The following is a 25,036-nucleotide window of genomic DNA, read 5'->3' on the forward strand; positions in this document are numbered from 1 at the left end:
GGCTTCGGCCGGAAAGCAGTGCTTGAACCGCCTCCGACAGTGACCCGAGGTGGCGGCTTCCGGGGGTCATGCCGGGGTCGATCGACGGTCTCGCAGGGTTGCTCCGCTCCACGTCGGCCGCAGGAGCCGCGCCGCGCCCGAGACGCGCCGCGGGCAAGAGGCCCGGCAGAGCGAGCAGGACGGTAAATTCGAACAATGAGTCAACTGAGCGACCCCGTCCGTCAATCGCCGCCGGGGCGGGGCCGGCTTCTCGCCGTCAGCGATCTCCATATCGGGATCGCCGACAACCGTCCGATCGCCGACAAGCTGCACCCGTCGCACGACGACGACTGGCTCATCGTCGCGGGCGACGTGGCAGAACAGGCAGATGAGGTCGCGCAGGCTCTGGAGATGCTGGCGGGCCGCTTCGCCCACGTGGTGTGGACCCCCGGCAACCACGAGCTGTGGACCGTGGACAAGGATCCCGTACGACTGCGCGGACAGGCGCGGTACGAACACCTCGTTCAGGTGTGCCGCGAGCTCGGTGTGACGACACCGGAGGATCCGTACCCCCGGTGGCAGGGAGCGGACGGGCCGGTGGCCGTCGCCCCCGTGTTCGTGCTGTACGACTACACGTTCAGGGCCCCCGGAACGACGACCAAGGAAGAATCCCTGGCCAAGGCGCACGAAGCCGGAGTCGTCTGCACCGACGAGTACCTGCTCCACCCCGACCCCTATCCCGCCCGGGACGACTGGTGCCGGGCGCGGGTGGCGCAGACAGAGGAACGGCTCGCCGCGCACGACCCGGACGTCCCTCTGGTGATCACAGGCCACTGGCCACTGGTGCGCGAGCCCACATCCGTCATGTGGTACCCGGAGTTCGCCCAGTGGTGCGGCACGGAACTGACGGCCGACTGGCACCGCCGCTTCAACGTGGCCGCCGTCGTCTACGGGCACCTCCACATTCCCCGTACGACCTGGTACGACGGCGTGCGCTTCGAGGAGGTCTCGATCGGCTACCCCAGGGAGTGGCGCAAACGTGGCCACCCCCGCGGCCTGTTGCGTCAGATCCTTCCCTACACGGGCGAACACCCTCCGGGCGAGCCGGGGGAGGGGGCGTGATCGAGCAACTGCTCCCCGCGTACGTCGCCTGCGCGGACACCTTTGACGCGGATGCTCCGGCGGGAACGCTCTACCCCGAGGAAGCGGAACTCGTCGCGCGCAGCGTGGACCGGCGCAGGCAGGAGTTCGCGGCCGTGCGCGCCTGCGCGAGGCGGGCCATGGCGGCCCTCGGGCTGCCCCCCACGCCTGTGTTGCGCGGCCACCGGGGGGTGCCCCTGTGGCCCGAGGGAATCGTGGGCAGCATGACGCACTGCGAGGGCTACCGCGCCGCGGTGCTGGCCCGGGCGTCCGAAGTGCGCGCCCTCGGCATCGACGCGGAACCGGACGAAGCACTGCCGGCCGACGTGTGGGAGGTCATCTCGCTTCCCTCGGAGAGACGGCGGATCGGCCAGGTCACGGGCGGCGCGGCCCCCCACTGGGACCGGCTGCTCTTCAGTGCCAAAGAGAGTGTCTTCAAGACGTGGTACCCGCTTACAGGCATCGAACTCGACTTCGACGAGGCGGAGATCGAGTTCCGCCGGAGCGAAGGGACTCGGAACCGGGGCACCTTCACGGCGCAGCTGTTCCGCACGGCGCCCGGGATACCGGGGTCGTTCGAGGGAAGGTGGCGGCTCCAGGACGGGTTCGCGGTCACCGCGATCGCCCTGCCCCACGCTCCTCCGGAGGGCGACCGCACCGCAGGTTCCACCGCCCCGACCGTCCGCTGAGTTCGGTGAGCGCGAGCGGGGGCACGTCCAGCCGCCAGAAGGCCTGGACCGGCAGAGCCAGCGCCTGCACCACCGCCGCGCGGACGACCGCGGGTTCGACCACGGCCATGACCCGCACGTCGCGGTCCCCGGCCAGGGTCTCCAGCCAACTGCCCACCCGGGCGGCCAGGTCCAGGAGTGACTCCCCTCCGTGCTGGGCGGCCGAGGGGTCGGTCAGCCAGGCGGACACGGCGTCAGGTTCCGCCGTGCTCACGTCCGACAGCCGTTGGCCGCTCCAGCGCCCCATGCGCCAGTCGTGGAGGGCGGGTTCGGTACGGGCGGCGAGCCCGAGCGCCTGAGCGGTCTGCCGGCAGCGCTCCGAAGGACCGCGCACGTACCGGTCGGCTCCCGGTACGTCACCGGCGGCGTCCCCGGCTCTGCGCAGACCCGCCTCGTCCAACGGCGCGTCACCCTCGAAGCGCGCCTCTCTAGACGCGGCATTCATGGCTGGTGAGATCAACATCACCCGTACCGTCATGCTCGGCCTCCACTTCTTGAACAACTGCCCGATGCGTAGGCGCCCCATGGGAACACGGCCCGCGCCGCGGGCCGTGACCGGGACGGTTGCACCGTGGCGGCGCCCGAGCAACAGGCGGTATGGTCGCGGCAACCAAGACGAGGTGTGAACGGAAGTCCGGTGAGAATCCGGCACGGTCGCGCCACTGTGTACCCGCTCGTTCTGCGGGAAAGTCAGACCCGGCACCTTCGTCTCAGGCACCACGACAGGGACGCGTGTTCCCACAGGAGGTTCTGCCATGGCACATTCTGCTGCCCCAGCTGCGATCGCACCCGCGATCACCCCCATCTCGCTGAAGGCCATTGCCCCCTGGGCTGTCTTCTTCGGGATCCTGATGCTCGTCCTGCTGTACTTCGTCGGCGCCGAGCAGGGCGCCACCGCGGTCTTCTCGGGCGAGTCCGTGCACGAGTGGGTCCACGACGGACGCCACCTCCTCGGATTCCCCTGCCACTGATAACTCCGGGAATCAGGGGAACGTTCCATGAACTCCGTATCGGTCAGAGCTCTGCTCGTCCGCGGCATGCTGGCCGGCCTCGTGGCCGGCGCGCTCGCTCTCGCCGTGGCCTACTTCCTCGGTGAGTCCCGCGTGGACGCCGCCATCGCGCTGGAAGAGTCACACACCCACGACCACGGCGGCGGCGAGGAACTCGTCAGCCGCACGATGCAGGCCACCGGCGGGCTCGCCACCGGTGTCCTCGTATTCGGCGTGGCCATCGGCGGCATCGCCGCACTCGTCTTCTGCTACGCCTGGGGCCGCATCGGCAGCTTCGGCCCCAGGGCCACGGCCGCACTTGTCGCGGGTGCCGCCTTGCTGACGGTGTACGTCGTGCCGTTCCTGAAGTACCCGGCGAACCCGCCGGCTGTCGGCAACCCCGACACCATCGGACAGCGCACCGGCATGTTCTTCCTGATGGTCGCTCTCAGCGTGCTGCTGGCCGTTGCCGCCGTGATCCTCGGCAAACGTCTCGCACCCCGGCTGGGCAACTGGAACGCGACGACCGCCGCAGGCGCCGGCTATGTCCTGCTGATCGGACTCGCCTACGCCTTCCTGCCCTCGTTCAACGAGGTCGGCACGGACTTCCCGGCCAGCCTGCTGTGGGAGTTCCGGCTGTCCACGCTCGCCGTCCAGGCGACGCTCTGGACCGCCTTCGGTCTCGTCTTCGGCTACCTGACCGAGCGGCTTCTCGTACCGGCCGCCGGTACCTCGTCGGCGGGAGGCCGTACGGCACCTCGCCCGGCCGATGCCGTGAGCTGACCCTCGAGCCCGCAGGGGCTTCCGACAAGTGAACCCGCCGGGAATTCCCGGCGGGTTCCGTCATGTGCGGGCCCGGGACCGGCGAGCTCGGAGTCCAGGCGTCAGCGTCAGGTGTACGACGTCAGGCGTCGGGCGTCCGGCCGGTTCGTGTCCAGTCGATACGGAAGTGTTTGAGCCGGTCGTCGACGCCGACCAGCCGCATCCCGGCCGCTGCCATGACGTGGTGCGATCGGGTGTTGTCGAGATCGGCATCGCCCTTCACGGAGGCGACCCCCTGGGAACGTGCGAAGGCAAGAAGGGCCCGTAGCGCTTCGGAGGCGTACCCCAGGCCGCGTACCGAGGGGATCAAGCCGTAGCCGATCGTCACCCGGCCGTCGGAATCCGGCTTTCCGTGGAAGCCCACACCGCCTATCACGTGCCCGTCCGCACGGCGCCGGATCTCGTAGGCGCCGAACGGCTGAGGGCTGCCGGCGTTCGCGCAGGTCTCCAGGAAACGGCGGGCGACCCCGCGGTCGCCGTCCCCGGGGTATCCCGGTGCCCAGAAGGTGCCTGCCGGCGGTTCACCCGCCTCCACCGATGCGGCTTCGGCCGCGTTCAGCGGGTGCAGAAGCAGGCGTGTCGTCATGAGGTTGTCCATGACAGCCCGGAGTATCACCTCGGCAGGGGACGTCGCACCCGAATTTCGGCACCCGACCTCGGTAGCGTCGCTACGGTAACAATGTTAGCTTTGCTGTCATCGGGCCGCGGAGACGGCCGGGGCCCCTCTACGGACGGAGCAGGTCATGAGTGAGCAACAGCAGCGCACCACCGCGGTGCGCAGGGTCGCTCTGGTCACCGGGGGCTCACGAGGTATCGGCCGTGAGAGCGTCGAGCGGCTCGCGGCCGACGGGTTCGCCGTCGTCGTCAACTACGCGGGCAACAAGACCGAGGCCGAGGCGGCAGTCGAGGCTGTCGTCTCCGCCGGTGGCGAAGGATTCGCGTTTCAGGCGGACGTCGCGGACGAGACTGCCGTGGCCGCCCTCTTCGACGCGGCGGAGGCGGCCTTCGGGGGGATCGACGTGGTCGTCCATGCCGCGGGCATCATGACGCTCGCACCACTGGTCGATACCGACCTGGACGCCCTGGACCGGATGCACCGCACCAACATCCGCGGCACGTTCGTCGTCGATCAGCAGGCGGCGCGCCGTCTCCGCGACGGCGGGGCGATCATCAACTTCTCCAGTTCGGTGCTGTCGCTCGCCCTCCCGGGATACAGCGCCTACGCGGCCACCAAGGGGGCGGTGGAGGCCATGACGCTGATCCTCGCCCGCGAACTGCGCGGCCGGGACATCACGGTCAACGCGGTGGCCCCCGGCCCGACCGCCACCGCGCTGTTCCTGGACGGCAAGGACGAGGAAACCATCGCAAGGATGGCGGCCCAGCCGCCGCTCGAACGGCTGGGCACGCCGCAGGACATCGCGGAGGTCGTCTCGTTCCTCGCCGGCCCCGCCCGCTGGGTCAACGGCCAGGTGCTGCGCGCCAACGGGGGGATCGTGTGACACCTCGTGCGGCCTTCTTCCGCGCCCCGCCCGGACATGCTCCGACGGGGCACCGTTTCCCGCGCGGGCGCCGGACCCGCGCCGTACACCGCTTGATAGCGTCCGTGCCGTGAGTACCCGAGCGCGCATCCTCGAAGTGGCCGCCGAGCTCGTCGCGGCGTCGCCGGACGGGGACATCTCCACCCGGGCCGTGTGTGAGGCGGCCAAGGTCGGCGCACCGGCTCTCTACCGGCACTTCGGGGACAAGGAAGGGCTGCTGTCGGCGGTGGTTGACCACGGCTTTGACGCGTACCTCGCCACGAAGCGGGAACGCGGCGATTCCACGGACCCGGTCGAGGACCTCCGCAACGGCTGGGACAGCCACATCGAGTTCGCCCTGCGAAACCCGAACCTGTACCGGCTGATGAACTCCCCGGCGATGCGCACACCGCCCGCCGCGGCGTTCGAGTCCCACCGGATCCTGACTCGCGACCTCGAGCGGGCTGCGGAACAGGGGAAGTTGCGCGTCACCCCTGAACTGGCGGCCCAGATGATCATGTCGGCCAATACAGGTGTCGCCCTCATGCTGGTGTCCCGCCCCGCGACCTTCTCGGACGACAGCGTGCGGACGCGCGTACGCGATGCTGTGCACGCCGCCGTCTTCACCCCGGAAGCGTGCGCCGCCGAACCGCTGGAAGCCGAAGTCCCTTCAACCGCAGTCCGGTTGAGGGCTCTGCTGAATCGGTCGAAGGGGTCCGGCCTCAGCACTGCGGAATCGGTCCTGATGAACGAATGGCTGGACCGGGTGTCGAATGCGGTGCAGAAGGACGGGAAGGGCTGACAGGCCGGTCTCCGCCTCCCGATCCGTACCATCGATGCCCACCGGAGGTACAACACGTCGTCGGATCAAGAATGATCTGACCGTGAGAGGGAGCGCCAGACCTGCTGGGCCCAGGCGAGGTCGGCGGAATCCGCATGGGTGCAGAACAGCCCGGCGGCGGCGCCGACGGCCGGAACCGTGAAGCCGTAGAACTCGTGCCGCTCCCGGCCGTGGTCGTCCGGGGTCAGCCAGAAGGCGTGGCGGAGTCCTCCGGGCAGAGGCTCGGTGAGCCGCTGTGCGGGAAGCTTGTCAGGGGCGCCGTCGAGCAGCACGGAGAGGAAGTCCTCGGGAGAACGTCCCGGGACGTCGTCCGTGAACGCCGTCACGGCGGCGCTGCGGTCAGGACCGGCGAACTGGTCCGCTCCGTCGACGACCCGGGCGGTCAGGCCTGCGGTGCGGACGACGGACCAGCGGTCGCCGAAACCGGTGCGGACGTCCACGGGGAGCTGGTGCGGGAAGCGGCTGAGCACGTGGTCCCTGTCCCAGACGTCCTCCAGGACGCGGGTGGCCGCCGGGTGGTGGCCGGCGACGAGGTGGGGAAGCTCCTCGGGGTCGGCGACCCGGGCGGTGAACGGGGCGCCCAGCAGATCGTCGCCCCAGGGGCGGATCTTGTTGGAGAGCAGCCCCCTGAAGGCGAGGTCCGAGTAACTGCGGTCCTCCCAACGCTCGTCCGCCTCCCGGAGCGTGGCCTCGTCGACCTCCAGCCATACGCCCAGGACCAGTTCGGTCTCGTGTGTCAGCCGGACGGGCAGCAGGCAGCGGATGAAGGAGCCGACGCCGTCCACCCGGAGCAGCGCCGAGGGGCCGAGCTGGTGCCTGGCCCCTTCGGGTGCAGTGAGGGCGGCGTCGGGCAGGTTGAATCCGACGTCGATGCGCCGCTCGTCCGTCAGGGAGTCGCCGCAGCAGGAACAGGAGGCAAGATGGCTGGTCACAGCGCCATGCTAGGGAACGCCCACACCGCCCCGAAGTCCAGGGTCTGTCCTTAAACCCTGCCCTGGCAAGGTCTGTCCCGCAATCCTTGGCGGTGGACACACGACGACAGCTACGGCGCTTCGCCGTGTTATCGGAAACGCCCGCACACATTCAGTGTGCGGGCGTCCCTCAGCCTTGCTCTGTGCGCATCGACAGCCGCGCGCTGATCCATCAGGGACTAGAGGACATCCCTTTGCTGGAAGTCCCCGGCCAGCGCCGCGGCCATCCTCAGATGCGTGGCCGCTTCCGAGGACCGACCCTGACGCTCCAGTGTCCGACCGAGCATGAGCCGCGCGTACTCCTCGACCGGGTCGCGTTCCAGGACGGTGAGCAGCTCTGTCTCGGCCTTCGCGAGCCGCGCCGAGTGGTAGTAGGCGCGCGCCAGCAGCAGCCGCGGTGCGATCAGCTCCGGCGCCTCGTCCACCAGCCCGTCGAGGATCCGCGCCGCCGTCAGGTACTCCTTCGCATCGAAGAACATCTGGGCACGGTCCCAGCGGTCGGCTGCGGTGCCGAACTCGTAGTAGGTGTCGTTCACTTCTCCTCCTGGAGCGAATCGGGTCCTGCGGACGCGTCAACACAAGGGTGTAGTTTAATATTCCACTAAATTTTCGGCGTGGGGACCGGCACTCCGCGTCCGCACGGGAATAGGTTGAGCGCCATGAGCAATCTCGATCGCCAGGCCGCACTCTCCGTCTGCGGAGGACGGGGCTTCGTCGTCGCCGAGCCGGTGCGTGAACTCCTCACGCCGCGGCACGTTCAGCTCGGCGAGTCCACCGAGGTCCGCCGGCTCCTGCCCAACCTGGGCCGCCGCATGGTCGGCGCCTGGGCCTTCGTGGACCACTACGGCCCCGACGACATCGCCGACAAGCCCGGGATGCAGGTACCGCCGCACCCCCACATGGGCCTGCAGACGGTCAGCTGGCTGCACGACGGCGAAGTACTGCACCGCGACAGCCTGGGCAGCCTCCGGACGGTACGCCCTCGCGAGCTGGGCCTGATGACCTCGGGGCGGGCGATCAGCCACTCCGAGGAGAGCCCGAAACCACATGCCAGGCTTCTGCACGGAGCCCAGTTGTGGGTGGCCCTGCCCGACGCCCACAGGAACGCCGAACCGCACTTCCAGCACCACGCCGACCTCCCCGCGGTCACCGCGCCGGGGCTCACGGCGACCGTCATCCTCGGCGAACTCGACGGCGCCACGTCGCCCGGCACGACGTACACACCGATCGTGGGTGCGGACCTGGCCCTGACGGGCGGTGCCGAGGCACGCCTGCCGCTCGATCCCGACTTCGAGTATGCGGTGCTGTCCATGTCCGGCGAGGCCGAGGTCGACGGCGTCCCGGTACTGCCCGGCTCGATGCTCTATCTCGGTTGCGGCCGTACCGAACTGCCTCTGCGTGCGGTCTCCGACGCCGGGCTCATGCTCCTCGGCGGTGAGCCTTTCGAGGAGGAGATCGTCATGTGGTGGAACTTCATCGGGCGCACCCACGAGGAAATCGCCCGGGCGCGGGCGGACTGGGCGGCCGGTGCGCGGTTCGGGGAAGTGCATGGTTACGACGGAGGCCGACTCCCCGCTCCTGAACTGCCGCCTGTGGCGCTGAAACCGCGGGGAAGAGTGCGCTGAGCTGCACTGATATAGCCGGGATGGGCGCGCCCCGGTCGCGGCACCCAACCACCGACACCCGCCCGCTGGTGGCTTACCCGGAGGCCGACGCGTACAAGATCGAGGAGATCCGAAACGACCCCCGCATCAGGTTCCTGCCCGTCGAGCACCTGACTCTGGCCCCCCTCCGAAGGGGGCGCGGTAACCGCGGACGCGGTGAGTCAGGACGGCGCACGGCACACGGTCACCGCAGATACCGCCCACCTCAGCATCGGGAACGCGCCCGCTGCCCCACCTGGCGACCTCGTCCGAGGCGCCGACGGCTGCTGCCCACCGGCCGAACAGCATTCCCGTGTCATCGTGGCCGGAGACCTGCGCTCCGCACGCTTCCAGCGGATCATGACGGCCTGGGGCTCCGGTAGCGAGGCCGCGCTGCACGCCTACTACGCGGCGCGAGACCTCCCCATCACGAACTGAGACACCCGTCAGAACAGTCCGACACTGAGCCGAACGCCGGAACCGGGCTCGACTCAGCACCGCGATGTGGTGCCGATGGCGTTTTGGACCGGAAGGAAATTACGGTGCCGATTGATGCCCAGAGGGCAGTCGCAGCCGCCATCGTCGTCCAGGACCGGCACGTCCTGCTCGTACGGCGCCGCATCGCGGAAGGAGCCCTTTCATGGCAGTTCCCAGCAGGGAAGATCGAGCCCGACGAGACTGCCGGAGAAGCCGCAGTACGGGAGACCCGGGAGGAGACCGGGCTCTTGGTGGTGCCGATCAGTGCGCTGGGGCAGCGGATTCACCCCATGACGGGCCGGGAGGTCCACTACATCGCGTGCCGGCCCATGGGCGGCGAGGCGTTTGTCGGGAGCATCGAAGAACTGGCCGAACTTGCATGGGTGAGGCACGACGAGATTCCGCAGTACGTACCGTACGGCCTCTTCGGACCGGTCCAGCAGCATCTGGATACGGCGCTCCAACGATGAGCAGGCCACCACCCCATGTGCGGCACACAGTAGCGACAGCTGACAGTAGATGGGGCTTAAGAAGGCGCCTGCTCTATCCACTGAGACGTGGTTTCTGACCTGCGGAAGTGCAGGTTCCTCGCGTCGTTTCAGTGGGGGACGTATAGGGGAATCGCGGGTCCCGGTTGCCGGGGGAGGCAGGCGGTTCCTGGTCACGCCGTACGTCGGTCTCACGGCTTCGAAGGCTCTCGAGGAAACAATCCTGCACCTGCTCGGCGTTGAGGATCTCCGAGCCGAGGAGGGGAAGGTGTCGGGGCTGAAGCTGTTCCACACGACGCATAGCGGCGTGACCGAGGTCGCGCCGCGTCTTGCTGAGGTCGAGGCGGACGTGCGGGGCCTCGTCGAGGCGCATATGGAGACGTTGCTGGGCGTCCGCTTCCTGGCGAGCGAGTACAGCACCGGACCCATCCACGGGGGCAGAATCGACTCGTTGGGCCTGGACGAGAATGGGTCGCCGGTCATCGTCGAGTACAAGAGGGGCACGAATGCAGGCGTCATCAACCAGGGGCTGTTCTGCATGTCGTGGTTGATGGACCACCGTCGCGAGTTCGAGCACCTGGTCCGCGACCGGCTCATGGACGCCCGCCGCAACGCTCGCGACTACGAACGTCTCCCGCAGCACTCCGAAGCCCACCTGAACTGGGCACCCATCACCATGATGACCCGACGCCTCACCCGCAAGAGCCCCCGCACCGACAGCTGGGCGAAGAACGCCAAGGGAGGGCTGGGCGGCTACGTCGTTCGCACAGACGCGAACGGCCCCGGCTGTGGCGCCTTCCGCGAAGAACGGATCTCGGTCCCGACAGACCACCTCGATCCCTGGCCGCTTCGCCAGCCACTCGGCCAGGCTGGACGCCTCCCGGTCAGGCAACAGGTCCACCGGCCGACGGGTCTCGCAGTCGACCAGCACCGTGCCGTAGACCTGCCCTTTGCGCGTCGCGTATTCATCGACACCGACCACCCGCGGGGCCGGCGCGTCCGGGTCGGGCAACGTGTCGAGCAGACGCAAGATCGTGCTGCGGCTGACGGACGCGCCAAAGACCCGTGCCAGCCGGGCACCGGCCCGGCCGGCGAGGGCCAGACCGATGGCCGCTTCCAAAAGGGACGGGCTCCTCCCGTAAGGGAAGAGCCCTCCTGCCCTCAGGCTAGGGCGTCGTTACCAGACGCCAGTTGAACATTCCTTCTTGCCGACAGAGGTGTCGAGGACGCAGACACGAGAACCTGCATTGGTGCCGTTCCAGTGAAAGCCGGTTTCTTTCCATGCCTGACCGTCGGAGAACCAGTAGTAGTCAGAAACCTTTGTCCAGTTGTACTGGACGCTACCGTCAGCGTTGTAGCGCTTTCGCTCCAGCCATCCCTGACAGCCGGTGCCAGCGTAAGCTTTAAAGCGTGCCTTTTGGTCGGAGTTTGAGTCGAACGGATCCCGACCTTCCATCACGCCAACACAGAGTTCGTAACCCGCCGAAGTGCGAATCGCGACAAACCCCTCGTTTCTTACGACGTCTGCGCTGGCGGGGGAAGCATTCGCAAACAAGGTAAGTGCGGTGGCGGCTATTGCAACGGCAATCTTCTTCTTCAAGTGGAACCTCCCGTGGATGGGTGGGACGATCCGCAGCTTGGCAGAAACCGATCGTCGTTAACTAGATCCGAACATTTGTGTGACTTTGATCACTTGTTAACGGTCTACGGCTTCGGACGGCGGTACGGCGGTACGGCGGTTAAGACCGTCCTACATGGTGAGTTTGATGAGCCGTTTGTAGCAGCAGAGGGCTGCGGCGAGGCCGAGAAAGGCCAGGTAGTTGGCGGGTTGGCGCTCGTAACGGGGGCTGCTGCGGTAGCCCGTCAGCCACGACATCGTCCGCTCGATCACCCACCTGCGGCGCCCTAATCGTTCGCTGGACTCGACACCCTTGCGGGCGATGCGGACCCCGATGTGCTTGCCCCAGAGTCATCGCCGCAGGCGAGGGATATCGTAGGCCTTGTCGGCGTGAAGGCGTTGTGGCTTGAAGTGGCGTCCGCGGTAGGGGTCATGTCTCGTTTGGTGACCCTCGACCATGGGTTTCAGCGCGAGGCTGTCGTGGACGTTGGCGGCGGAGAGACCGACAATGAGGGGCAGTCCGTTCGCGGCCGACAGGTCGTGCATCTTGGAACCCGGCTTGCCTCCGTCCACGGGGCTCAGACCTGTGTGTTGGCCCCATTTTTTGCCCGGACGTGCGCGGAGTCCAGCACGACACGGGAGACATCGACGAGGCCGGCTTCGTCCAGCCGGTGCACAACCGCCTCGCGCAGCCGACCCCACGTACCGGCTCTCGACCAGATCATGAACCGTGCCGGTGCACCGTCGACGTAGATGATCGCGGCAAACAGCGTCTCATCAGGCGTGTTCTGCTTTCCGCCACCCTGCGGCCGCACCCGATCCGCCGGAATCAACGGCCTGGCGATCTCCCACAGCCCGTCCGGAACAATCCAACTCCACGTCCTCTGACCCATGTTGAGGAGGGCTACCCAGCCTCACCATGTAGGACATGGTCTCACTACGCCGCCAGGAAGCGGGCGCGCCCAGTGCACGGTCGGTGCGGGACACGGAGCTGAAGACGCAGATCAGCCGCGTCCACGCCCATAATGTCAGCGTCTACGGGGCGCGGAAGGTTTGGAGACAGCTGCACCGCGAAGGCATACCGGTGGCCCGCTGCACCGTAACCAGCGTCTCCACACCGCGATCGGAGCCATCCCGCCCCACGAACAACTGCCGCACGGTGGCTATCCACACGCACCCCAGCATCCGCAGCGCATCGGCACGCCAACACTTCAGGCCTTCGGTTCCCGGCATCAGTGCATGGCTCGCGGGCCCTCGGTCTCCTCGTCATCGGGCGTCGGGTGTCCCTCCACTAACTGGTCGATCTTCAGGGGAACCCAGTACAGCGCGTCCGGAACCAGACGCCATGCCCGGTCCCACAGCTCCTCCGGTACCTCGTTCTCGATCTTCTTCGCAAGCCTGTCGATCTTGGAAGAATTGCGCGCTCAGCATGGCCGGGATCGACAGAGGAGTACCACTCTCGATCTAGCCATCGGGCTGAGGCTTCTATGAGCGCAAATCCGCACCACAAGGCTGCTGTCATCCGCCAGTGTTCTCCTTTTGGCAGATCAGGGATCAGAGCCTTGTGGCTCAAAAGTGCCACGCCGGTCGTGTGGTCTGTTCCCTGTCAGTGGAGCCCTACTGGACCGGCCGACCCGCGGGGTGGGTCGGCCGGTCGTGCCAGACCTCAGTAGCGCTCGGGCAGGTCACGCTCAGCGGGCTGCGGTGCTTGGTCAGGGGAGGCGGAGGGTGCCGTGGAGCGGGCGGTCGAGGCGGGTGTCGGCTGCTTGCCGCAGAAGGCGGCTTCCAGTGTTCCGCCCAGCGCGGTGTTCGCGGCGCCGTGGTTGGAGGTGTTGGCCACCGCCGAAAGGCTTCGGCGGCCGTCGCGGGTGGAGAAGGCGTAGGTGTAAAAGCCTTGGACGGTGCCGGTGTGGCCGTACACCTGGGTGCCGCACGTCAGGTCGTAGCGGCGCAGACCGAGGCCGTAGAACCGGGTGTTGGTGGCGTCCGTCGGCGTCACCGTGGTCATCGCCTCCAGCGTCGCTGGGGACAGCAGCCGGCCGCGCATCAGGGCGCTGGTGAAGGTGTTGAGGTCGGCGGGGCTGGAGATGACGGCGCCGGCGGACTGTGCCCAGGAAACGGTCTGCTCGGTGGAGTCGACGAGGGGCGCACCAGCCTCGTCGGGGTGCAGGTAGCCGCGCACGTGGGTGCCCTTGATGCGCGTGTCGGGGTGGACGTACGCGGTCTTGCGCAGCCCCAGTGGCTTGATGATGCGTCGCTGGTAGGCGTCGGCCACCGGGCGCCCGGTCAGCTTCTCGATGAGCATGCCGACGACGACGAAGTTGGCGTTCGAGTACTTGTACGCGGCGCCGGGCTCGGTGGTCCGGGGTTCGGCGAGTGAGAGGTCGACCAGCTCCTGGTAGCTGAACACCCGGTTTCGTACGGCCTCGAAGCCCGGCACGGTCTGGTTGAACATGGCGTTGGTGTAGTCGGCCAAGCCGCTGCGATGGGTGAGGAGATGACGGACCGTGATCCGGTCGTCGGGCAGCAGCCCTTCGAGATAGGTGTTGACGGGCGCGTCCAGCTTCAGTCGTCCCTCTTCCACCAGCTGGAGCAGCACGACGCCGGAGAACGTCTTGCTGACACTGCCGACCCGGAACCGCGCCTTAGTGTCCATAGCCGCGCCGGACTCCCGGTCACGGACTCCGACAGCCCTTGCCTTGACCCCGTCCGGGCCGGAGTAGCGGGCCATCGCGCCCGGCGCCCCGTTGGCCATCGCGGACTCAAGTGCGGCGACGACGCCGACCATATCGGGCGCGGGCGCCTGGGCTTGGGTGGCGGCCGGGGCTGCGGACGCGCTGGTGGCGGGAGCGAGACCACCGGCGAGAGCGGCGATCAAAGCGGTACTCACGGTCAGACGTCGGTGTGACAACAGGGGCACAGTCATCCTCGGTTCTTCCTCGGCTGGATCGGTACGGCACCACGACAGTGATCGACCATGGGCACCATGGAAAGGGAGTCCCGGACAGCCGTAACGGTTCCAAACACAAGGGGTACAGCACCCGGACAGTCCGGTTCCGCCCGGCGGCTCTCTATGGCTCGGGTGGCGCTCAAAGCGGTGTACTCGTCGGCAGGCAACCGCGGCTCGGATGGGCTAGCAGCCGGTTGGAGCCGCAAGCCGTTCTTCACCGGGCGGAGCGCGCGGTGGCGAGTGGCGAGGCGGGCCTGCCCCGGCACGCGAGGCGGACTGAGTGGGCTGTTCGGCTCAGCACAGACCTAGGCTAGGGCGCGCCCTGGCCTGACCGGGTTTCCGAAGGGAACCGGGCCTACCAGGTACCGTCGATGACCTCTTCGAAGGCGAGGTTCCACTGTGAGTCTTCGTCCGCGAACGGGAGCGGGTCGAACTCGGTGATCTCAGCGTGCAAGGCATCTACGCGGCCTTCGGTGTCCTCGTCGTCTTCCTCGAGTTCTTGGCGCAGAGCCTCGAACTTGGTCAGCGCGTACACGAGGGATTCCACATCGCGGTGGATCGGGTTGTAGGACAGCTCGGCCTCGCCGTCGCCGAGGGCATAGACGGTTCCAGTGTCCGGGGCGAGCGCGAGCGTGGTTTCGGCGAAGAGGCCGAGTACGAGCCAGTCATGACACTCCTTGGGTACGGTTCCCCGGCTGCCGTACCACTCGGCGAGGTCGATGGAGTCGTCTGTGCGGAGACTCGCCTTCGACATGAACCACTCGGCGTCGGGGAGGCCGACCGTGCTCAGCAGGAGTGCGGTGCGGGCGTCGACGCGGTTGTGCGGGGTGTCGTAGCGGGGTAAGTGGACGACGCCCGTCAGTCCGAATGCGGCGCGTACCTCGTCCGCGGTGACGGCGAAGTTCATGCTGAGACCTTTGCGTTCCGGGAGGGCAACCGGTGATCAATGCTAGCGGCCATGATGGGTCCTGAGCTCATTCATGTACTTCTGGTGCTCGACGTCGCGTTTGTGCCGCGGCGCGGACTGGTCGTAATCGTTCGCGTGGTGAACGGTCTTGGTCTTCTTGAAGCAATTGTCCAGCCAGGCTTCACGAATCTGGGACGCTTCTGGCAGGGTTCCCGTTCTGTGAAGACCTCCTGAGACCTGCCTGTTTCTCGTTGTGCAGGAGGGGATACCCGATGGACTTCCGAGTGCATGCTGTTCTTGCTGTATCCAACGAGGATGCTTTCACCGCGGCCGTCGAGGTCGATATAGCGGCCAGCCGCGTAATTGTTCCCCTCGTAGTCGTTGCGGGCGTACCGGGCCAGCTGCGGCTGTCCTTGCGGACCGAACCGCGCCGCTTGGGGCCGCCGGCCTTGTGCAGCGACTTCTTCTCGTCGAAGTTGTTCTTCGTCACGCCGTAGTCGATGGCTTCGTGCAACGCGATGCGGCAGGCGGCGAGCGCAACAGCACTCACAATGGCGCTCGTACCAAAGGTGAAGATCATGCCAACCACGTCGGCGGTGGCGGTGCCCGCGGCGATGCCCAGGTCGTCATGGTCGGAGACTCAGCCCAAGCCATCTACCAATGGCGCGGCGCCCGCGACATCATGACCACCTTCCGTGGCACGGCTCTCACCCTGTCCAAGTCGTTCCGCTTCGGCCCCAGACTCGCCACCGAGGCCAACCGCTGGCTCGCCATCGCCGACGCACCCCTGCGTCTGGCGGGCACCGAAACCATCCCCACCACCCTCGGGCCGACCGAACAACCCGATGCCATCCTGTGCCGCATCAACGTCGGCGCCGGGCACGAAGTCATGCAACTGCTCGAAGCAGAGCTCCGGGTAGCTCTGACCGGGGGAGGGGAATCGCTGCGAGCACTCGCTCGCGCGGCCGACGACCTCAGAGCGGGCCGACGCACCTCCCACCCCGAGCTCCTCCTCTTCCCCCCATGGGGCGACCTACAGGACTACGCAGGAAACGACCCCGCCGGAGGAGGCCTCCAGCCGCTCGTCGACCTGGTCGACACCCACGGCACCGACGCCATCCTGAACGCCGTACACCGCCTCGACAGCGAGGAAGCCGCTGACGTCACCATCTCGACCGCCCACAAAGCCAAAGGCCGCCAATGGGGGAGCGTCAGGATCGCAGACGACTTCACCCCACCCCGCGACAGCAACGCGAAGGACGACAACGGCCGGCCCATCCCCGGCCTCATCGACAAGGCCGAAGCCCGACTCGCCTACGTCGCAGTCACCCGAGCACCCGCGCAGGCAAGGTGCTGGGGAGACCAGCCCGCCTCGACTCCGAACAGGCTGCCGCCATCGTCGCCGCCTACGAGAACGACGGCGCCGCGGTGAAGGCCCTCGCCCGGGAGCACGACGTCGACCCCAAGGCCATCCGTCGTGATGTCGTCCGACAGTTCGACCTGCTTCGTGGCAACGAACGCGGCGATGGAAGTACTTCCGCGGAAGGCGCCTTCGGGAGCGGATGTCAGACACGTGGTGTGGTCGCCGGTCGAGGCTTCGGCTTGTTTGAAGTCGTGAGGGACACAGTCGTCCGGGACATTCTGGAATCCGCACGCGGGGTTCGTGTCACTGTCACCCCTGAAGGACTGATGGATGCCGGCGGCGACGATGGCTGCAGGGCCTGTCTGCAGGAGCGAGTGAGCCTCAAAGTAGCTGCCGGAGTGTGCCCTGCAGTCGCCGAAAAGGACGAAAGGCTCGCCGATCTCGTCGTACAGCGTGCGGTTGAGCGTCAGCTGTTCCTTCTGTCCGAGCGGGAACGAGGGGTGGAAGTCTGTGCTGTCCGCAAAGATCCCCACAGACAGCACGCTGATGTTATGCGGGTCCACCAAGAGCTGGATGCGCTCCCATTTCCGGTTGTACTGATAGACCCTGTTGCCGGATGCCAGCCGTTGCGTGTAGTGCGGCTTGTCGTCCATGATCTCGGTCGCACGGTCCAAGGTCAGCCCTGGCATCAGCTGCTCGACCAGATTCTCTTCCTTCTCCACAGGTGAGTCCTCGGTCGCCCGTTGGAACACCAACAGTGCGCCACCGATCACGGCGATCAGTGCTGCCGGCGCCCCCAGCAACCGCTCAACCGTCTTCCACTTCCGTCCGTGCCGCCCGGACTCTGAGGGATTTGCCTCTACGTCGTCGCCGGTGTCCATCGGTGTGCCGCGCCTCGTCGTCCAACCGGAGCCCCCTGCGCTCATCGTCACAGCGAGGTAGAGGACCCACACGGAGGACCAGGCCAGAATGGGGACCCGGCACCCGGTTCGCGCAGCCCCCGACACCCGACTACGCCAACAATGGCAGCACGCCCAGCGTCGGGAAGTGGTTCGGCGGTGCGGCGTGCCGCTCGCGCGCACAGTCCGGGGCGGGCGAGCTGTCGCGCGGGCGGCCGACGGGATCGGCCGCATTCGGTGCCGTGAGGTGGCGGACGCGGGGTAGTCGGAGGTCACCCGGACGGCGCTTTTGCCGCCCGGGCCGATCCCACAGCCCTCGAGGAGCACCATGTTCACCTTCAGCGCGTTGTCCCGGCGACTGCAGCGCAGTGCGCGCAAGGTGTTCGGATGGGAGCGGCTGCGCCCGGAGCAGTTGCGGGCGATGAAGTCGGTCATGGAACAGCGCGACACTCTCGTGGTGATGCCGACCGGCGCAGGGAAGTCCGCCGTCTACCAGTTGCCCGGGGTACTTCTGTCCGGCCCCACCGTCGTCGTCTCCCCTCTGATCGCCCTGCAACGGGACCAGGTGAGCGGCCTGTTGAGACGGGCCGGTGCGGACGCCGCGGCCGTGAACTCCACCCAGAGCCGCGGCGAGAACGACGCGGTGTGGGACCGGATCAGCGAAGGAGACGTCGACTTCGTCTTCCTCGCCCCGGAGCAGCTGGCCAAGGACGAGGTCGTCGAGCAGCTCGCGGCGGCACGGCCCGCGCTGTTCGTCGTGGACGAGGCACAGTGCGTGTCGACCTGGGGGCACGACTTCCGGCCCGAGTACCTGCGGCTGGGCCAGGTGATCGACCGGATCGGCCGCCCGCCGGTGCTCGCCCTCACGGCGAGCGCCGCCGCCCCGGTGCGGGCGGACATCGTCCAGCGGCTCGGCATGCGCGACGTGCGGGAGGTGGTCACCGGCTTCGACCGGCCCAACATCCACCTGGAGGTCATCCCCTTCCGGAGCGCCGCAGACAAGCGCCGGGCGGTGGTCGAACGCGCCGCCGCCGAACCCAAGCCCGGGCTGGTCTACGCGGCGACCCGCAAGGAGTCCGAGGAGTACGCCCGCGAGCTGGGCGACCTGGGGCTGGGCGTGGCGGCGTACCACGCCGGCCTGCCCGCCAAGGAACGCGGCGCGGTGCACGACCGTTTTCTCGCGGGGGAGCTGGACGTGGTGGTGGCCACCTCCGCCTTCGGGATGGGCATCGACAAGCCGGACGTCCGGTTCGTGCTGCACGCCTCGGTGCCCGGCTCCCTGGACGCCTACTACCAGGAGATAGGCCGCGCCGGACGGGACGGGAAGCCGGCCCGAGCGATCCTCGCCTACCGGTCGCAGGACCTCGGCATGCAGCGGTTCTTCGCCGCCGGACGCCCCGACCCGGACACCGTCTCCCAGGTAGCCGGCACACTCGAGGAACATGCTGGCCCGGTCCGGCCGAGCGATCTGCGCAGCGAGACGGGCCTGACGGCCAGCCGGCTGACGGCCGTCGTCAATCTACTGGAACAGGTCGAAGCGGTACGCACCACCGAATCGGGAGACCTGGAGACCACCGGCGCCGCCGATCCGGCGGAGGCCGCCCGCAAGGCCGTCGAACTCGGTGACGCACACCAGCAGCTGGAGCAATCGCGGGTCGACATGATGCGAGGCTACGCGGAGAACACGGGCTGCCGGCGGCGGTTCCTGCTCGGCTACTTCGGGCAGGAACCGGAAGCCGGGGGGTCCTGCGGCTCCTGCGACCGCTGCGAGGCCGCAGCACTCTCCCCGGACGGCCCGAAGGCGGCTGCGGGGGTGCTGGCCGGCACCGGCGGACCGGTGGCCCCGCAGGAGGTGAGCCGCGCCGACGACACCCCGCACCCCTTCCGGCTCGGCGCCCGGGTCCGGCACGGTCAGTGGGGGGACGGTTCGGTGATGAGCCAGGACGGCCGTCGGCTGACCGTGCTGTTCGAGAAGGCCGGCTACCGCACGCTCTCCCTGGACGTGGTCGAACAGAACGGCTTGCTGACGTTGCGCTGAAGGCCCGCGGCCGGCGCGGACCACGGGCCGGGCCGCGGGCACTCGCCCCGCAGCCCGGGATCGCGGGCCCGCTCCGGCTGGGCCTCTCGTTCGGGTCATGCCGGGCTCGCGGCGTTGTCGTCAGTCGCCCACGCTCCGCGTCGCCTCCCTCCTCCGCCTTGCGAGGCACAGCACCAGACCCCGCTCCCTGACCCGGCCTGATCCGAACAAGAGACCCTAGTGACCTGAGTCAGAGATTCGCTGGCAGTAGCTGGCGACCTTGTCGAGGATCTCGTCGGCGGTCTTGGTCCAAATGAAGGGCCGTGGGTGGTCGTTCCAGTCCGCAACCCAGGCCCGGATGTCGCGTTCGAGTGCTTGGACGGAACGGTGGACGCCACGCTTGAGCTTCTTCTGCGTGAGCTCGGCGAACCATCGCTCCACCAGGTTCAGCCAGGACGAGCTGGTGGGTGTGAAGTGCAGGTGGAATCGAGGGTGTGCCAGCAACCACTTCTTGACCGCCGGTGTCTTGTGCGTCGCGTAGTTGTCGAGGATCAGGTGCACCTCGAGACCGGCCGGCACTTCCTTGTCGACCTTTGCCAGGAACTTCTTGAACTCAGCTGCCGGATGGCGCCGGTGCAGTGAGCCGATCACTCTGCCTGTTGCCACTTCCAGAGCCGCGAACAAGGTGGTGGTGCCGGCGCGGATGTAGGTCCCACCCGCCCCACCAGTTTCACACCCTGCGGAAACGTTCTGCCCTGCGGCGCTGTTTCCGCGGGCTCGCGCACGTCGATTCGGTGTGGCGGTTGTGTGGCGTTCTGGCGCCGCGTTAGTCACCAGAATGCTGTGACCTGGGGTTTTGGCGGGTTCCCGGTGGAACACGTGGTGGTTGCTCCCACGGCCCCTCGGTGCGAGGTACGCACGCGCGTGGGGGTGGGTACGGTCATGGAGTTTTGCCTTTCCTGGGGGCCGTCAATCGGTGGCGGTAGGCGGACGCCCGTATACCGCCCCCAGGCGGGGTGGGCCGTGAGTCGAAGTGGTTGAGGGCATGGCTGCTCACTGCAGCCATGCCCTCAGTGCGTGCGGTCGAGATCAGTCGGTCATGTTGCCCATCTTCCAGACGGTCATGGACTTGATGACGCTGCCGTCACCGAACAGTCGCAGGCCGAGGGAGTCCTGGCGGAAGGGGTATGCGCGGGTGGTGATGGACTTGTGTGAGTTTGCGTATGCCTCGATCATCGAGCGGTCGAGGAACACGTCGAGGGTCAGGTTGCCGCCCGAGAGCGTGAGTGGCCCCTTGTGGATGCCGAAGTTGGACTCGGCGCTGGAGTTGTTCCCGGATCGGGACCGGTCGACGCCCAGCTGTCCCGCGGGGGCGTCGTAGAACAGGCGGGTGCGTTCCTCGTCTCCGGGGCTGCGGAGTACGTCGAGGCCGAAGGTGTCGGCGGTACCTCGTTCCATGGTCAGCTTGATGTGGAGCATGTTGCCCTTGACGGTTGACAGGCGCGTGTTGGCGTCGTTGACGGACGTCGGCGCCGTGATGTCAAGGAGCGGTTCGCCGGCGTGGAGGCGGGAGACCTCCTCCACGGGGCGGAAGCCGAGGTCTCCGTCCGGCCGCATGTTCAGCTCGATGGGCAGGCCCGCGTTGTGAGCCCAGCCGGCGTCATGGTGGGCGCGTTCGGTGCGCCGGTCCTGGGCGATGCTGAAGACGAGGGAGCGTCCCTTGTCGTCGACGGTTCCGCTGGGGCCGGTGAAGTGGTCGCCGTAGTCCATCAGCTTGGGCTCGGTGGTGTCGGGTGTCCATCGGCGGGCCCCGGCGTCCCAGGTGCCGACCCAGTAGTAGACGTACTTGCTGCTGTATTCGCCGGGGCCGGCGGGGAAGGCCGGGTTGATGAGCAGTGCCCGGCGCTGGCGGCCCTGGGCGTCCTTGCCGATGGGCAGGAAGGTGGGCAGCTCCCAGACCTGGCCGGTCTTGGGGTGGGCTGCGACGTCGCCGACCATCAGAGGGCCTGAGTAGGTCCAGTCGGTGAGGTTCTTGGAGGTGTAGAGGAGGGCGGTGCCGCCGACGTCGGTGCCCGAGGTGCTCTGGACGCCCGAGCCCATCAGCTGGAACCAGGTGTCTCCCTCCTTCCAGACGAAGGGGTCGCGGAAGTCGCCGTAGCGGACCTTGCGTCCGGCGCCGACGTTGAGGTCGGCGGTCTGGCTGGTGACCAGGGTGGGGTGCATCTTCCACTCGACCAGGTCCGGGTCGCTGGGGTCGACGGGGCGGGCGAGGCCGGTTGCCTGGTTGGGGCGCTGGGCGTCGTTACCGGCTGTGAACAGCAGGACGGGCACGCCGTTCGCGTCGAGGGTCGAATCGCCGGACCAGACGCCGTCGGGTGCCACGCTGTCGGCGGTGGGGACGAGAGCGTCGGGTAGATCCTTCCAGTGGACCAGGTCCTCGCTGACCGCGTGGCCCCAGCCGATGTTGTGCCAGTAGGGGCCGTGGGAGTTGTGCTGGTAGAAGAGGTGGTACTTGCCGTTGACCTGGATGGGGGCGTGGGGTTCGTTCATCCAGTGGTTGGGGGCGGTGAAGTGGTAGCCCGGGCGGTAGCGGTCGCCGTCGTAGCGTGCGCGGTCCATGGCCATGCGTGCCTGGGGCATGCTTCCGCCACTGAACGACTGCAGGTCCTTGCTGTGGCTCGCCGTGACGGCTGCGGGGGTGAGCGGGTCTGTGTGGACCTTCACTTCGTCGATCAGACCATTGAACATGTTGACGGCGAAGGTGCCGTTGATGATCGCCGGCTGGTTGTGGCGCCCGATGATCAGGGGAACGTCGGCCTTGGCCAGGCGTGCGCTGGTGGGGATGGTGGTCTGGGCGACCTGCGTGCCGTTCAGGTACAGCCTGATGGCGCCGTCACCTGGCGCGAAGACGGCGGCCAGGTGGGCCCACTTCCCGGCGTCCAGGGCCGCTGTCTTGGGTACCTTCGTCTCGTACCAGCTGTCACCGGTGCCGATGCCGAACTCCCATACCCCGTGCCGTCCGACGCCGAGGGAGAAGCCGCGCTTAGCGCCCTTGTCCTGCTGGTTGACGATGGCGGAGGGCTTGCCCTCGTCGCCCCATTCGAATGCGCGTGGGGCCACCCACCCCTCGATGGTCATGCCGTCGGTGGGGATCTGCGTCTGGGACGCGGCGCGTGTGACCCAGGTGGAGTAGCCGTCGAAGAGGAGGGCGCCGGAGAGGACGCCTTCCTCTTCGCGCTTGGTGCGCCAGAGGGGGGCGCTGTCCGGCTTGTCCACTGCGTCGTTGAAGACGTAGCTGATGGGGTCGGCGGCCTGGCTGACCTGCTCGGTGGTCGTGGTGCCCTTGCCTTCCGCGAAGTCCCAGTAGGCGGCCAGACCTTCCTGCGTGGGATCGGGTGCCTTGTCGGTGCCGACGCGGACGTCGTCGAGGTTGATGTGGCCCCAGCCTCCGGTGGCTTTGTCGACGAGGGTGATGCGCAGTTGCTTGCCGAGGTGGGCGCGTGCGTCCCAGGTGACGCGGCGGTAGGCCTCGTCGTCGGTTCCGGTTGCCTTGTGGAGGACGGTGCCGTCGAGGGTGGTGAGGGCTGCGTACAGGTCGTTGTCGTTGCGGCCGCCGGAGACCAGGACGCTGACCATCCCGGTGCCGGTGAGGGTGAAGGGTTCGGAGGTCACCGTTCCGGTGGGGGTGTCACTGCCGGACGCGAATCCCCAAAGGTGGTGGGTGCCGGCTTGGTTGAAGCAGCAGCCCCAGCCCCAGCCGGGTTTGTCGGTGACCGCCCCGTTGAAGGCGGTTCCGGTCGTCGTCCAGCCTTTGAGGTCACCGGTCTCGAAGCCAGGATTCGACAGGGTGGTTTCGGCTGCGCTGGCGGTGTGCGTCATCAGGGGTGATGTCAGGCCGAGGCATATCGTGAGCGCGAGCAGCAGGCGCAGCAGTGCGCTCCTGCTGGATGTCGCGGATTTCGCTGGAGAGCGGGTTCGCATACGAACCTCCGGTGTGTGGGGTGAGGTGCGGGGGTAGGCAGGCGCCGTCCGTGGACGCGACGAGGTCCATGAACAGCGAGTACTGGGCGTGCAGCTCTGAGGCGGGACAGGGGCGCCGGTTTCGGCTACGGCGGTGCGGCCGTCGCCTCCGGTGGTCCAGTCGGCGGTCTTCCTGCACATCCGGTCACCGATGGGGACGGTGAGACCGAAGGCGGGGCTGGGTACTGCTCGGTGCGCCGGCCGGTGGGAGCCGATCGGGCCCTGTTGGGACCAGAGGGCTTGTGAGCTGATCGTGAAGGTGGCGGCGACGACAGTGAGGCCGTTCCATGCCGTCCGTGACCGGGTTCGGTGTGCCTGGGCGTCAGCTGACGTAGCGCCAACTCGGTTTAGGTCATGGGTCGGCATGGTTCGTGCGCGGCTGGCGCTAAAGCAAGAGCTAACGCACGCAGATTTTGCTTTCGTACCCCCCATCGCTCACAAAAGGGCCTATAAGGTCACCGTTATGTAGGTGAGATGTCCGAGGTGTTGACAGTGCATATCGGGAGGCGCAGTCTCGTCACACCTTGCTAATCCGATTTAGCCACAGGGGGTTGGTTCTCTGATGTCCGAGCGTCGCGTGACCATGGCCGACGTGGCCCGCAGGGCGGGCGTCTCGTCGACGACCGCGTCGTTCGCCCTGTCCGGCCGGACCGACATGCGTATCTCGGACGCTTCCCGCGCACGTGTGTTGGAGGCGGCCAGGGAGCTGGGCTACCGTCCGAACGTCACCGCCCGCAGCCTTCGGACGAAGTCCACCCAGACGATCGGGTTCGTGTCGGACCAGATCACCACGACGCCGTTCGCCGGTGACGTCATCCGTGGTGCCATGGAGGCCGCCCGGGCGCGGGATCACCTGCTGTTCATCACCGAGGCGGGTGGCGACCGCGCCGCGGAGTCTTCGCTGGTCAACGCGCTGCTGGACCGACAGGTCGATGCGGTGGTCTACGCATCCATGTTCACTCGGTACGTGACCCCGCCCAAGGAGCTGTTCGGACGCCGGGTGGTCCTGCTGAACTGCCTGGCCCCCGGCTTCGACGCCCCTTCCGTGGTCCCTGACGAGTTCGAGGCCGGACGGGACGCGGCCCGGGCCCTGCTCGCGGCCGGTCACACCGACGGCATCTGGGCGATCGGCGGCCATCAGGCCGTGCCGGCCACCCCGGAGGGGATCATCGCCGGCAACGAGCGTATGCGCGGCCTTGAGGAAGTCCTCCGGGAAGGCGGCGCACGCCTGGACGGTGTCATCGAGTGCGACTGGGACACGGTGGACGGCCACCGGGAGGTGGCTGCCCTGCTGGCGGCGGGACACAGGCCCCGCGCCCTGGTGTGCCTGGCCGATCGGGTGTCGTTCGGCGCCTACCAGGCCCTGGGCGAGGCAGGTCTCTCCGTGCCCGGTGACGTATCGGTCATCTCATTCGACGATCAGGACATCGCTTCCGTGCTGCGTCCGGCGCTCACCACGCTACGGCTGCCGCACTACCAGCTCGGACACCTCGCCATGGAGTTGATCCTCCGGACGGGTCCGCTCGAAGCACTCGTGCACCGCGTGCCGATGCCCCTGCAGAGCCGTGCCTCGCTCGCCGAACCCACCAGCGGCTGACACGGCCCCCCAAGACAGTCGTCCCGTCACCCGCACCGGTCTTCGGGCGGGTGACGGGACGGCCACCAAG

20 protein-coding genes, 7 pseudogenes and 1 riboswitch are annotated in these 25,036 nt (G+C 67.8%); of the genes and pseudogenes, 14 read left to right on the top strand and 13 right to left on the bottom strand.

Going from position 1 to position 25,036, the window contains the following annotated elements; all coding sequences use genetic code 11:
• Positions 1-195: 195 nt before the first annotated feature.
• The gene (locus tag ABZS61_RS32025) at positions 196-1,101 is read left to right on the top strand and encodes a metallophosphoesterase (protein ID WP_356429109.1); all 906 of its coding nucleotides are present in this window, start codon (positions 196-198) and stop codon (positions 1,099-1,101) included.
• Positions 1,098-1,808 (top strand): 4'-phosphopantetheinyl transferase superfamily protein, encoded by a 711-nt coding sequence (locus tag ABZS61_RS32030; protein WP_356429112.1) that lies wholly within the window; start codon positions 1,098-1,100, stop codon positions 1,806-1,808. The genes ABZS61_RS32025 and ABZS61_RS32030 overlap by 4 nt, the downstream gene beginning before the upstream one ends.
• Here the strand turns inward: ABZS61_RS32030 and ABZS61_RS32035 are convergent.
• Entirely contained in the window at positions 1,732-2,325 is a 594-nt protein-coding gene (locus tag ABZS61_RS32035; RefSeq protein ID WP_356429115.1) for a histidine phosphatase family protein, read from the bottom strand. The two genes, ABZS61_RS32030 and ABZS61_RS32035, sit on opposite strands and share 77 nt — an antisense overlap.
• A gap of 135 nt (positions 2,326-2,460) precedes the next feature.
• A riboswitch (adenosylcobalamin (AdoCbl) riboswitch) is annotated at positions 2,461-2,558 on the top strand.
• A gap of 44 nt (positions 2,559-2,602) precedes the next feature.
• Between ABZS61_RS32035 and ABZS61_RS32040 the strand changes: the two genes are divergently transcribed.
• Positions 2,603-2,818 carry a CbtB-domain containing protein gene (locus ABZS61_RS32040; protein ID WP_329204930.1) on the top strand — a complete coding sequence of 72 codons (216 nt, stop codon included), beginning with the start codon at positions 2,603-2,605 and terminating at the stop codon, positions 2,816-2,818.
• 27 nt (positions 2,819-2,845) lie between these two features.
• A complete protein-coding gene (locus ABZS61_RS32045) occupies positions 2,846-3,619 on the top strand; it encodes a CbtA family protein (RefSeq protein WP_356429119.1) in 774 nt (257 codons plus the stop codon).
• A 121-nt stretch (positions 3,620-3,740) separates the two neighbouring features.
• On the opposite strand, the gene ABZS61_RS32050 is transcribed toward ABZS61_RS32045, so the two are convergent.
• Positions 3,741-4,256 carry a GNAT family N-acetyltransferase gene (locus ABZS61_RS32050; RefSeq protein ID WP_356429122.1) on the bottom strand — a complete coding sequence of 172 codons (516 nt, stop codon included), beginning with the start codon at positions 4,254-4,256 and terminating at the stop codon, positions 3,741-3,743.
• 145 nt (positions 4,257-4,401) lie between these two features.
• On the opposite strand from ABZS61_RS32050, the gene ABZS61_RS32055 reads away from it, so the two are divergent.
• Entirely contained in the window at positions 4,402-5,157 is a 756-nt protein-coding gene (locus tag ABZS61_RS32055) for an SDR family oxidoreductase (protein ID WP_356429125.1), read from the top strand.
• 109 nt (positions 5,158-5,266) lie between these two features.
• The gene (locus tag ABZS61_RS32060) at positions 5,267-5,977 is read left to right on the top strand and encodes a TetR/AcrR family transcriptional regulator (RefSeq protein ID WP_356429128.1); all 711 of its coding nucleotides are present in this window, start codon (positions 5,267-5,269) and stop codon (positions 5,975-5,977) included.
• Between the two features lie 65 nt (positions 5,978-6,042).
• Here the strand turns inward: ABZS61_RS32060 and ABZS61_RS32065 are convergent, their stop codons facing one another.
• Together ABZS61_RS32065 and ABZS61_RS32070 are read right to left on the bottom strand one after the other, a co-directional pair.
• Positions 6,043-6,948, bottom strand: a complete 906-nt coding sequence (locus ABZS61_RS32065; RefSeq protein ID WP_356429131.1) for a DUF2199 domain-containing protein — start codon at positions 6,946-6,948, stop codon at positions 6,043-6,045.
• Positions 6,949-7,166: 218 nt separating this feature from the next.
• Positions 7,167-7,523 carry a tetratricopeptide repeat protein gene (locus ABZS61_RS32070; RefSeq protein WP_356429133.1) on the bottom strand — a complete coding sequence of 119 codons (357 nt, stop codon included), beginning with the start codon at positions 7,521-7,523 and terminating at the stop codon, positions 7,167-7,169.
• 123 nt (positions 7,524-7,646) lie between these two features.
• On the opposite strand from ABZS61_RS32070, the gene ABZS61_RS32075 reads away from it, so the two are divergent.
• From ABZS61_RS32075 to ABZS61_RS32090, 4 genes and pseudogenes are all read left to right on the top strand, one after another.
• On the top strand, positions 7,647-8,612 hold the full coding sequence (locus ABZS61_RS32075; protein ID WP_356429136.1) for a pirin family protein: 966 nt from the start codon (positions 7,647-7,649) through the stop codon (positions 8,610-8,612).
• Between the two features lie 41 nt (positions 8,613-8,653).
• Positions 8,654-9,068, top strand: a pseudogene (locus tag ABZS61_RS32080) (pyridine nucleotide-disulfide oxidoreductase); the annotation flags it as partial.
• A gap of 104 nt (positions 9,069-9,172) precedes the next feature.
• Complete coding sequence (locus tag ABZS61_RS32085) at positions 9,173-9,577, top strand: NUDIX hydrolase (RefSeq protein ID WP_356429138.1); 405 nt, start codon at positions 9,173-9,175, stop codon at positions 9,575-9,577.
• A gap of 286 nt (positions 9,578-9,863) precedes the next feature.
• Positions 9,864-10,295: pseudogene (locus ABZS61_RS32090) on the top strand (hypothetical protein); the annotation flags it as partial.
• Between the two features lie 150 nt (positions 10,296-10,445).
• On the opposite strand, the pseudogene ABZS61_RS32095 reads toward ABZS61_RS32090, so the two are convergent.
• The 3 genes and pseudogenes from ABZS61_RS32095 to ABZS61_RS32105 form a co-directional block, all read right to left on the bottom strand.
• Positions 10,446-10,577 (bottom strand): annotated as a pseudogene (locus ABZS61_RS32095) (transposase); the annotation flags it as partial.
• Between the two features lie 195 nt (positions 10,578-10,772).
• Entirely contained in the window at positions 10,773-11,195 is a 423-nt protein-coding gene (locus tag ABZS61_RS32100) for a hypothetical protein (protein ID WP_356429141.1), read from the bottom strand.
• Positions 11,196-11,345: 150 nt separating this feature from the next.
• Positions 11,346-12,106, bottom strand: a pseudogene (locus ABZS61_RS32105) (IS5 family transposase).
• 71 nt (positions 12,107-12,177) lie between these two features.
• On the opposite strand from ABZS61_RS32105, the pseudogene ABZS61_RS32110 reads away from it, so the two are divergent.
• Positions 12,178-12,315, top strand: a pseudogene (locus ABZS61_RS32110) (IS3 family transposase); the annotation flags it as partial.
• 564 nt (positions 12,316-12,879) lie between these two features.
• On the opposite strand, the gene ABZS61_RS32115 reads toward ABZS61_RS32110, so the two are convergent.
• From ABZS61_RS32115 to ABZS61_RS32125, 3 genes are all read right to left on the bottom strand, one after another.
• Positions 12,880-14,139, bottom strand: a complete 1,260-nt coding sequence (locus ABZS61_RS32115) for a serine hydrolase domain-containing protein (RefSeq protein ID WP_356429144.1) — start codon at positions 14,137-14,139, stop codon at positions 12,880-12,882.
• Positions 14,140-14,518: 379 nt separating this feature from the next.
• Positions 14,519-15,070 (bottom strand): SUKH-4 family immunity protein, encoded by a 552-nt coding sequence (locus ABZS61_RS32120; RefSeq protein ID WP_356429147.1) that lies wholly within the window; start codon positions 15,068-15,070, stop codon positions 14,519-14,521.
• Between the two features lie 181 nt (positions 15,071-15,251).
• Positions 15,252-15,650, bottom strand: coding sequence for a hypothetical protein (locus ABZS61_RS32125; protein WP_356429241.1), 399 nt, complete (start codon positions 15,648-15,650; stop codon positions 15,252-15,254).
• Positions 15,651-15,686: 36 nt separating this feature from the next.
• Here ABZS61_RS32125 and ABZS61_RS32130 point away from each other — a divergent pair.
• Positions 15,687-16,502, top strand: a pseudogene (locus ABZS61_RS32130) (DNA helicase); the annotation flags it as partial.
• On the opposite strand, the gene ABZS61_RS32135 reads toward ABZS61_RS32130, so the two are convergent.
• Positions 16,385-17,314, bottom strand: a complete 930-nt coding sequence (locus ABZS61_RS32135) for a hypothetical protein (protein ID WP_356429150.1) — start codon at positions 17,312-17,314, stop codon at positions 16,385-16,387. The pseudogene ABZS61_RS32130 and the gene ABZS61_RS32135 overlap by 118 nt on opposite strands.
• 346 nt (positions 17,315-17,660) lie before the next feature.
• Here ABZS61_RS32135 and ABZS61_RS32140 point away from each other — a divergent pair, with 346 nt between their 5' ends.
• On the top strand, positions 17,661-19,370 hold the full coding sequence (locus ABZS61_RS32140) for a RecQ family ATP-dependent DNA helicase (protein WP_356429153.1): 1,710 nt from the start codon (positions 17,661-17,663) through the stop codon (positions 19,368-19,370).
• A gap of 216 nt (positions 19,371-19,586) precedes the next feature.
• On the opposite strand, the pseudogene ABZS61_RS32145 reads toward ABZS61_RS32140, so the two are convergent.
• Positions 19,587-20,057, bottom strand: a pseudogene (locus ABZS61_RS32145) (IS630 family transposase); the annotation flags it as partial.
• A gap of 381 nt (positions 20,058-20,438) precedes the next feature.
• Positions 20,439-23,228: a GH32 C-terminal domain-containing protein gene (locus ABZS61_RS32150; protein WP_356429156.1), complete on the bottom strand. Its 2,790-nt coding sequence runs from the start codon at positions 23,226-23,228 to the stop codon at positions 20,439-20,441.
• A gap of 703 nt (positions 23,229-23,931) precedes the next feature.
• Here ABZS61_RS32150 and ABZS61_RS32155 point away from each other — a divergent pair.
• Positions 23,932-24,966 (top strand): LacI family DNA-binding transcriptional regulator, encoded by a 1,035-nt coding sequence (locus tag ABZS61_RS32155; protein WP_356429159.1) that lies wholly within the window; start codon positions 23,932-23,934, stop codon positions 24,964-24,966.
• Positions 24,967-25,036: the final 70 nt, after the last annotated feature.

Source organism: Streptomyces sp. NPDC005566, assembly GCF_040605575.1.
GTDB lineage: Bacteria > Actinomycetota > Actinomycetes > Streptomycetales > Streptomycetaceae > Streptomyces.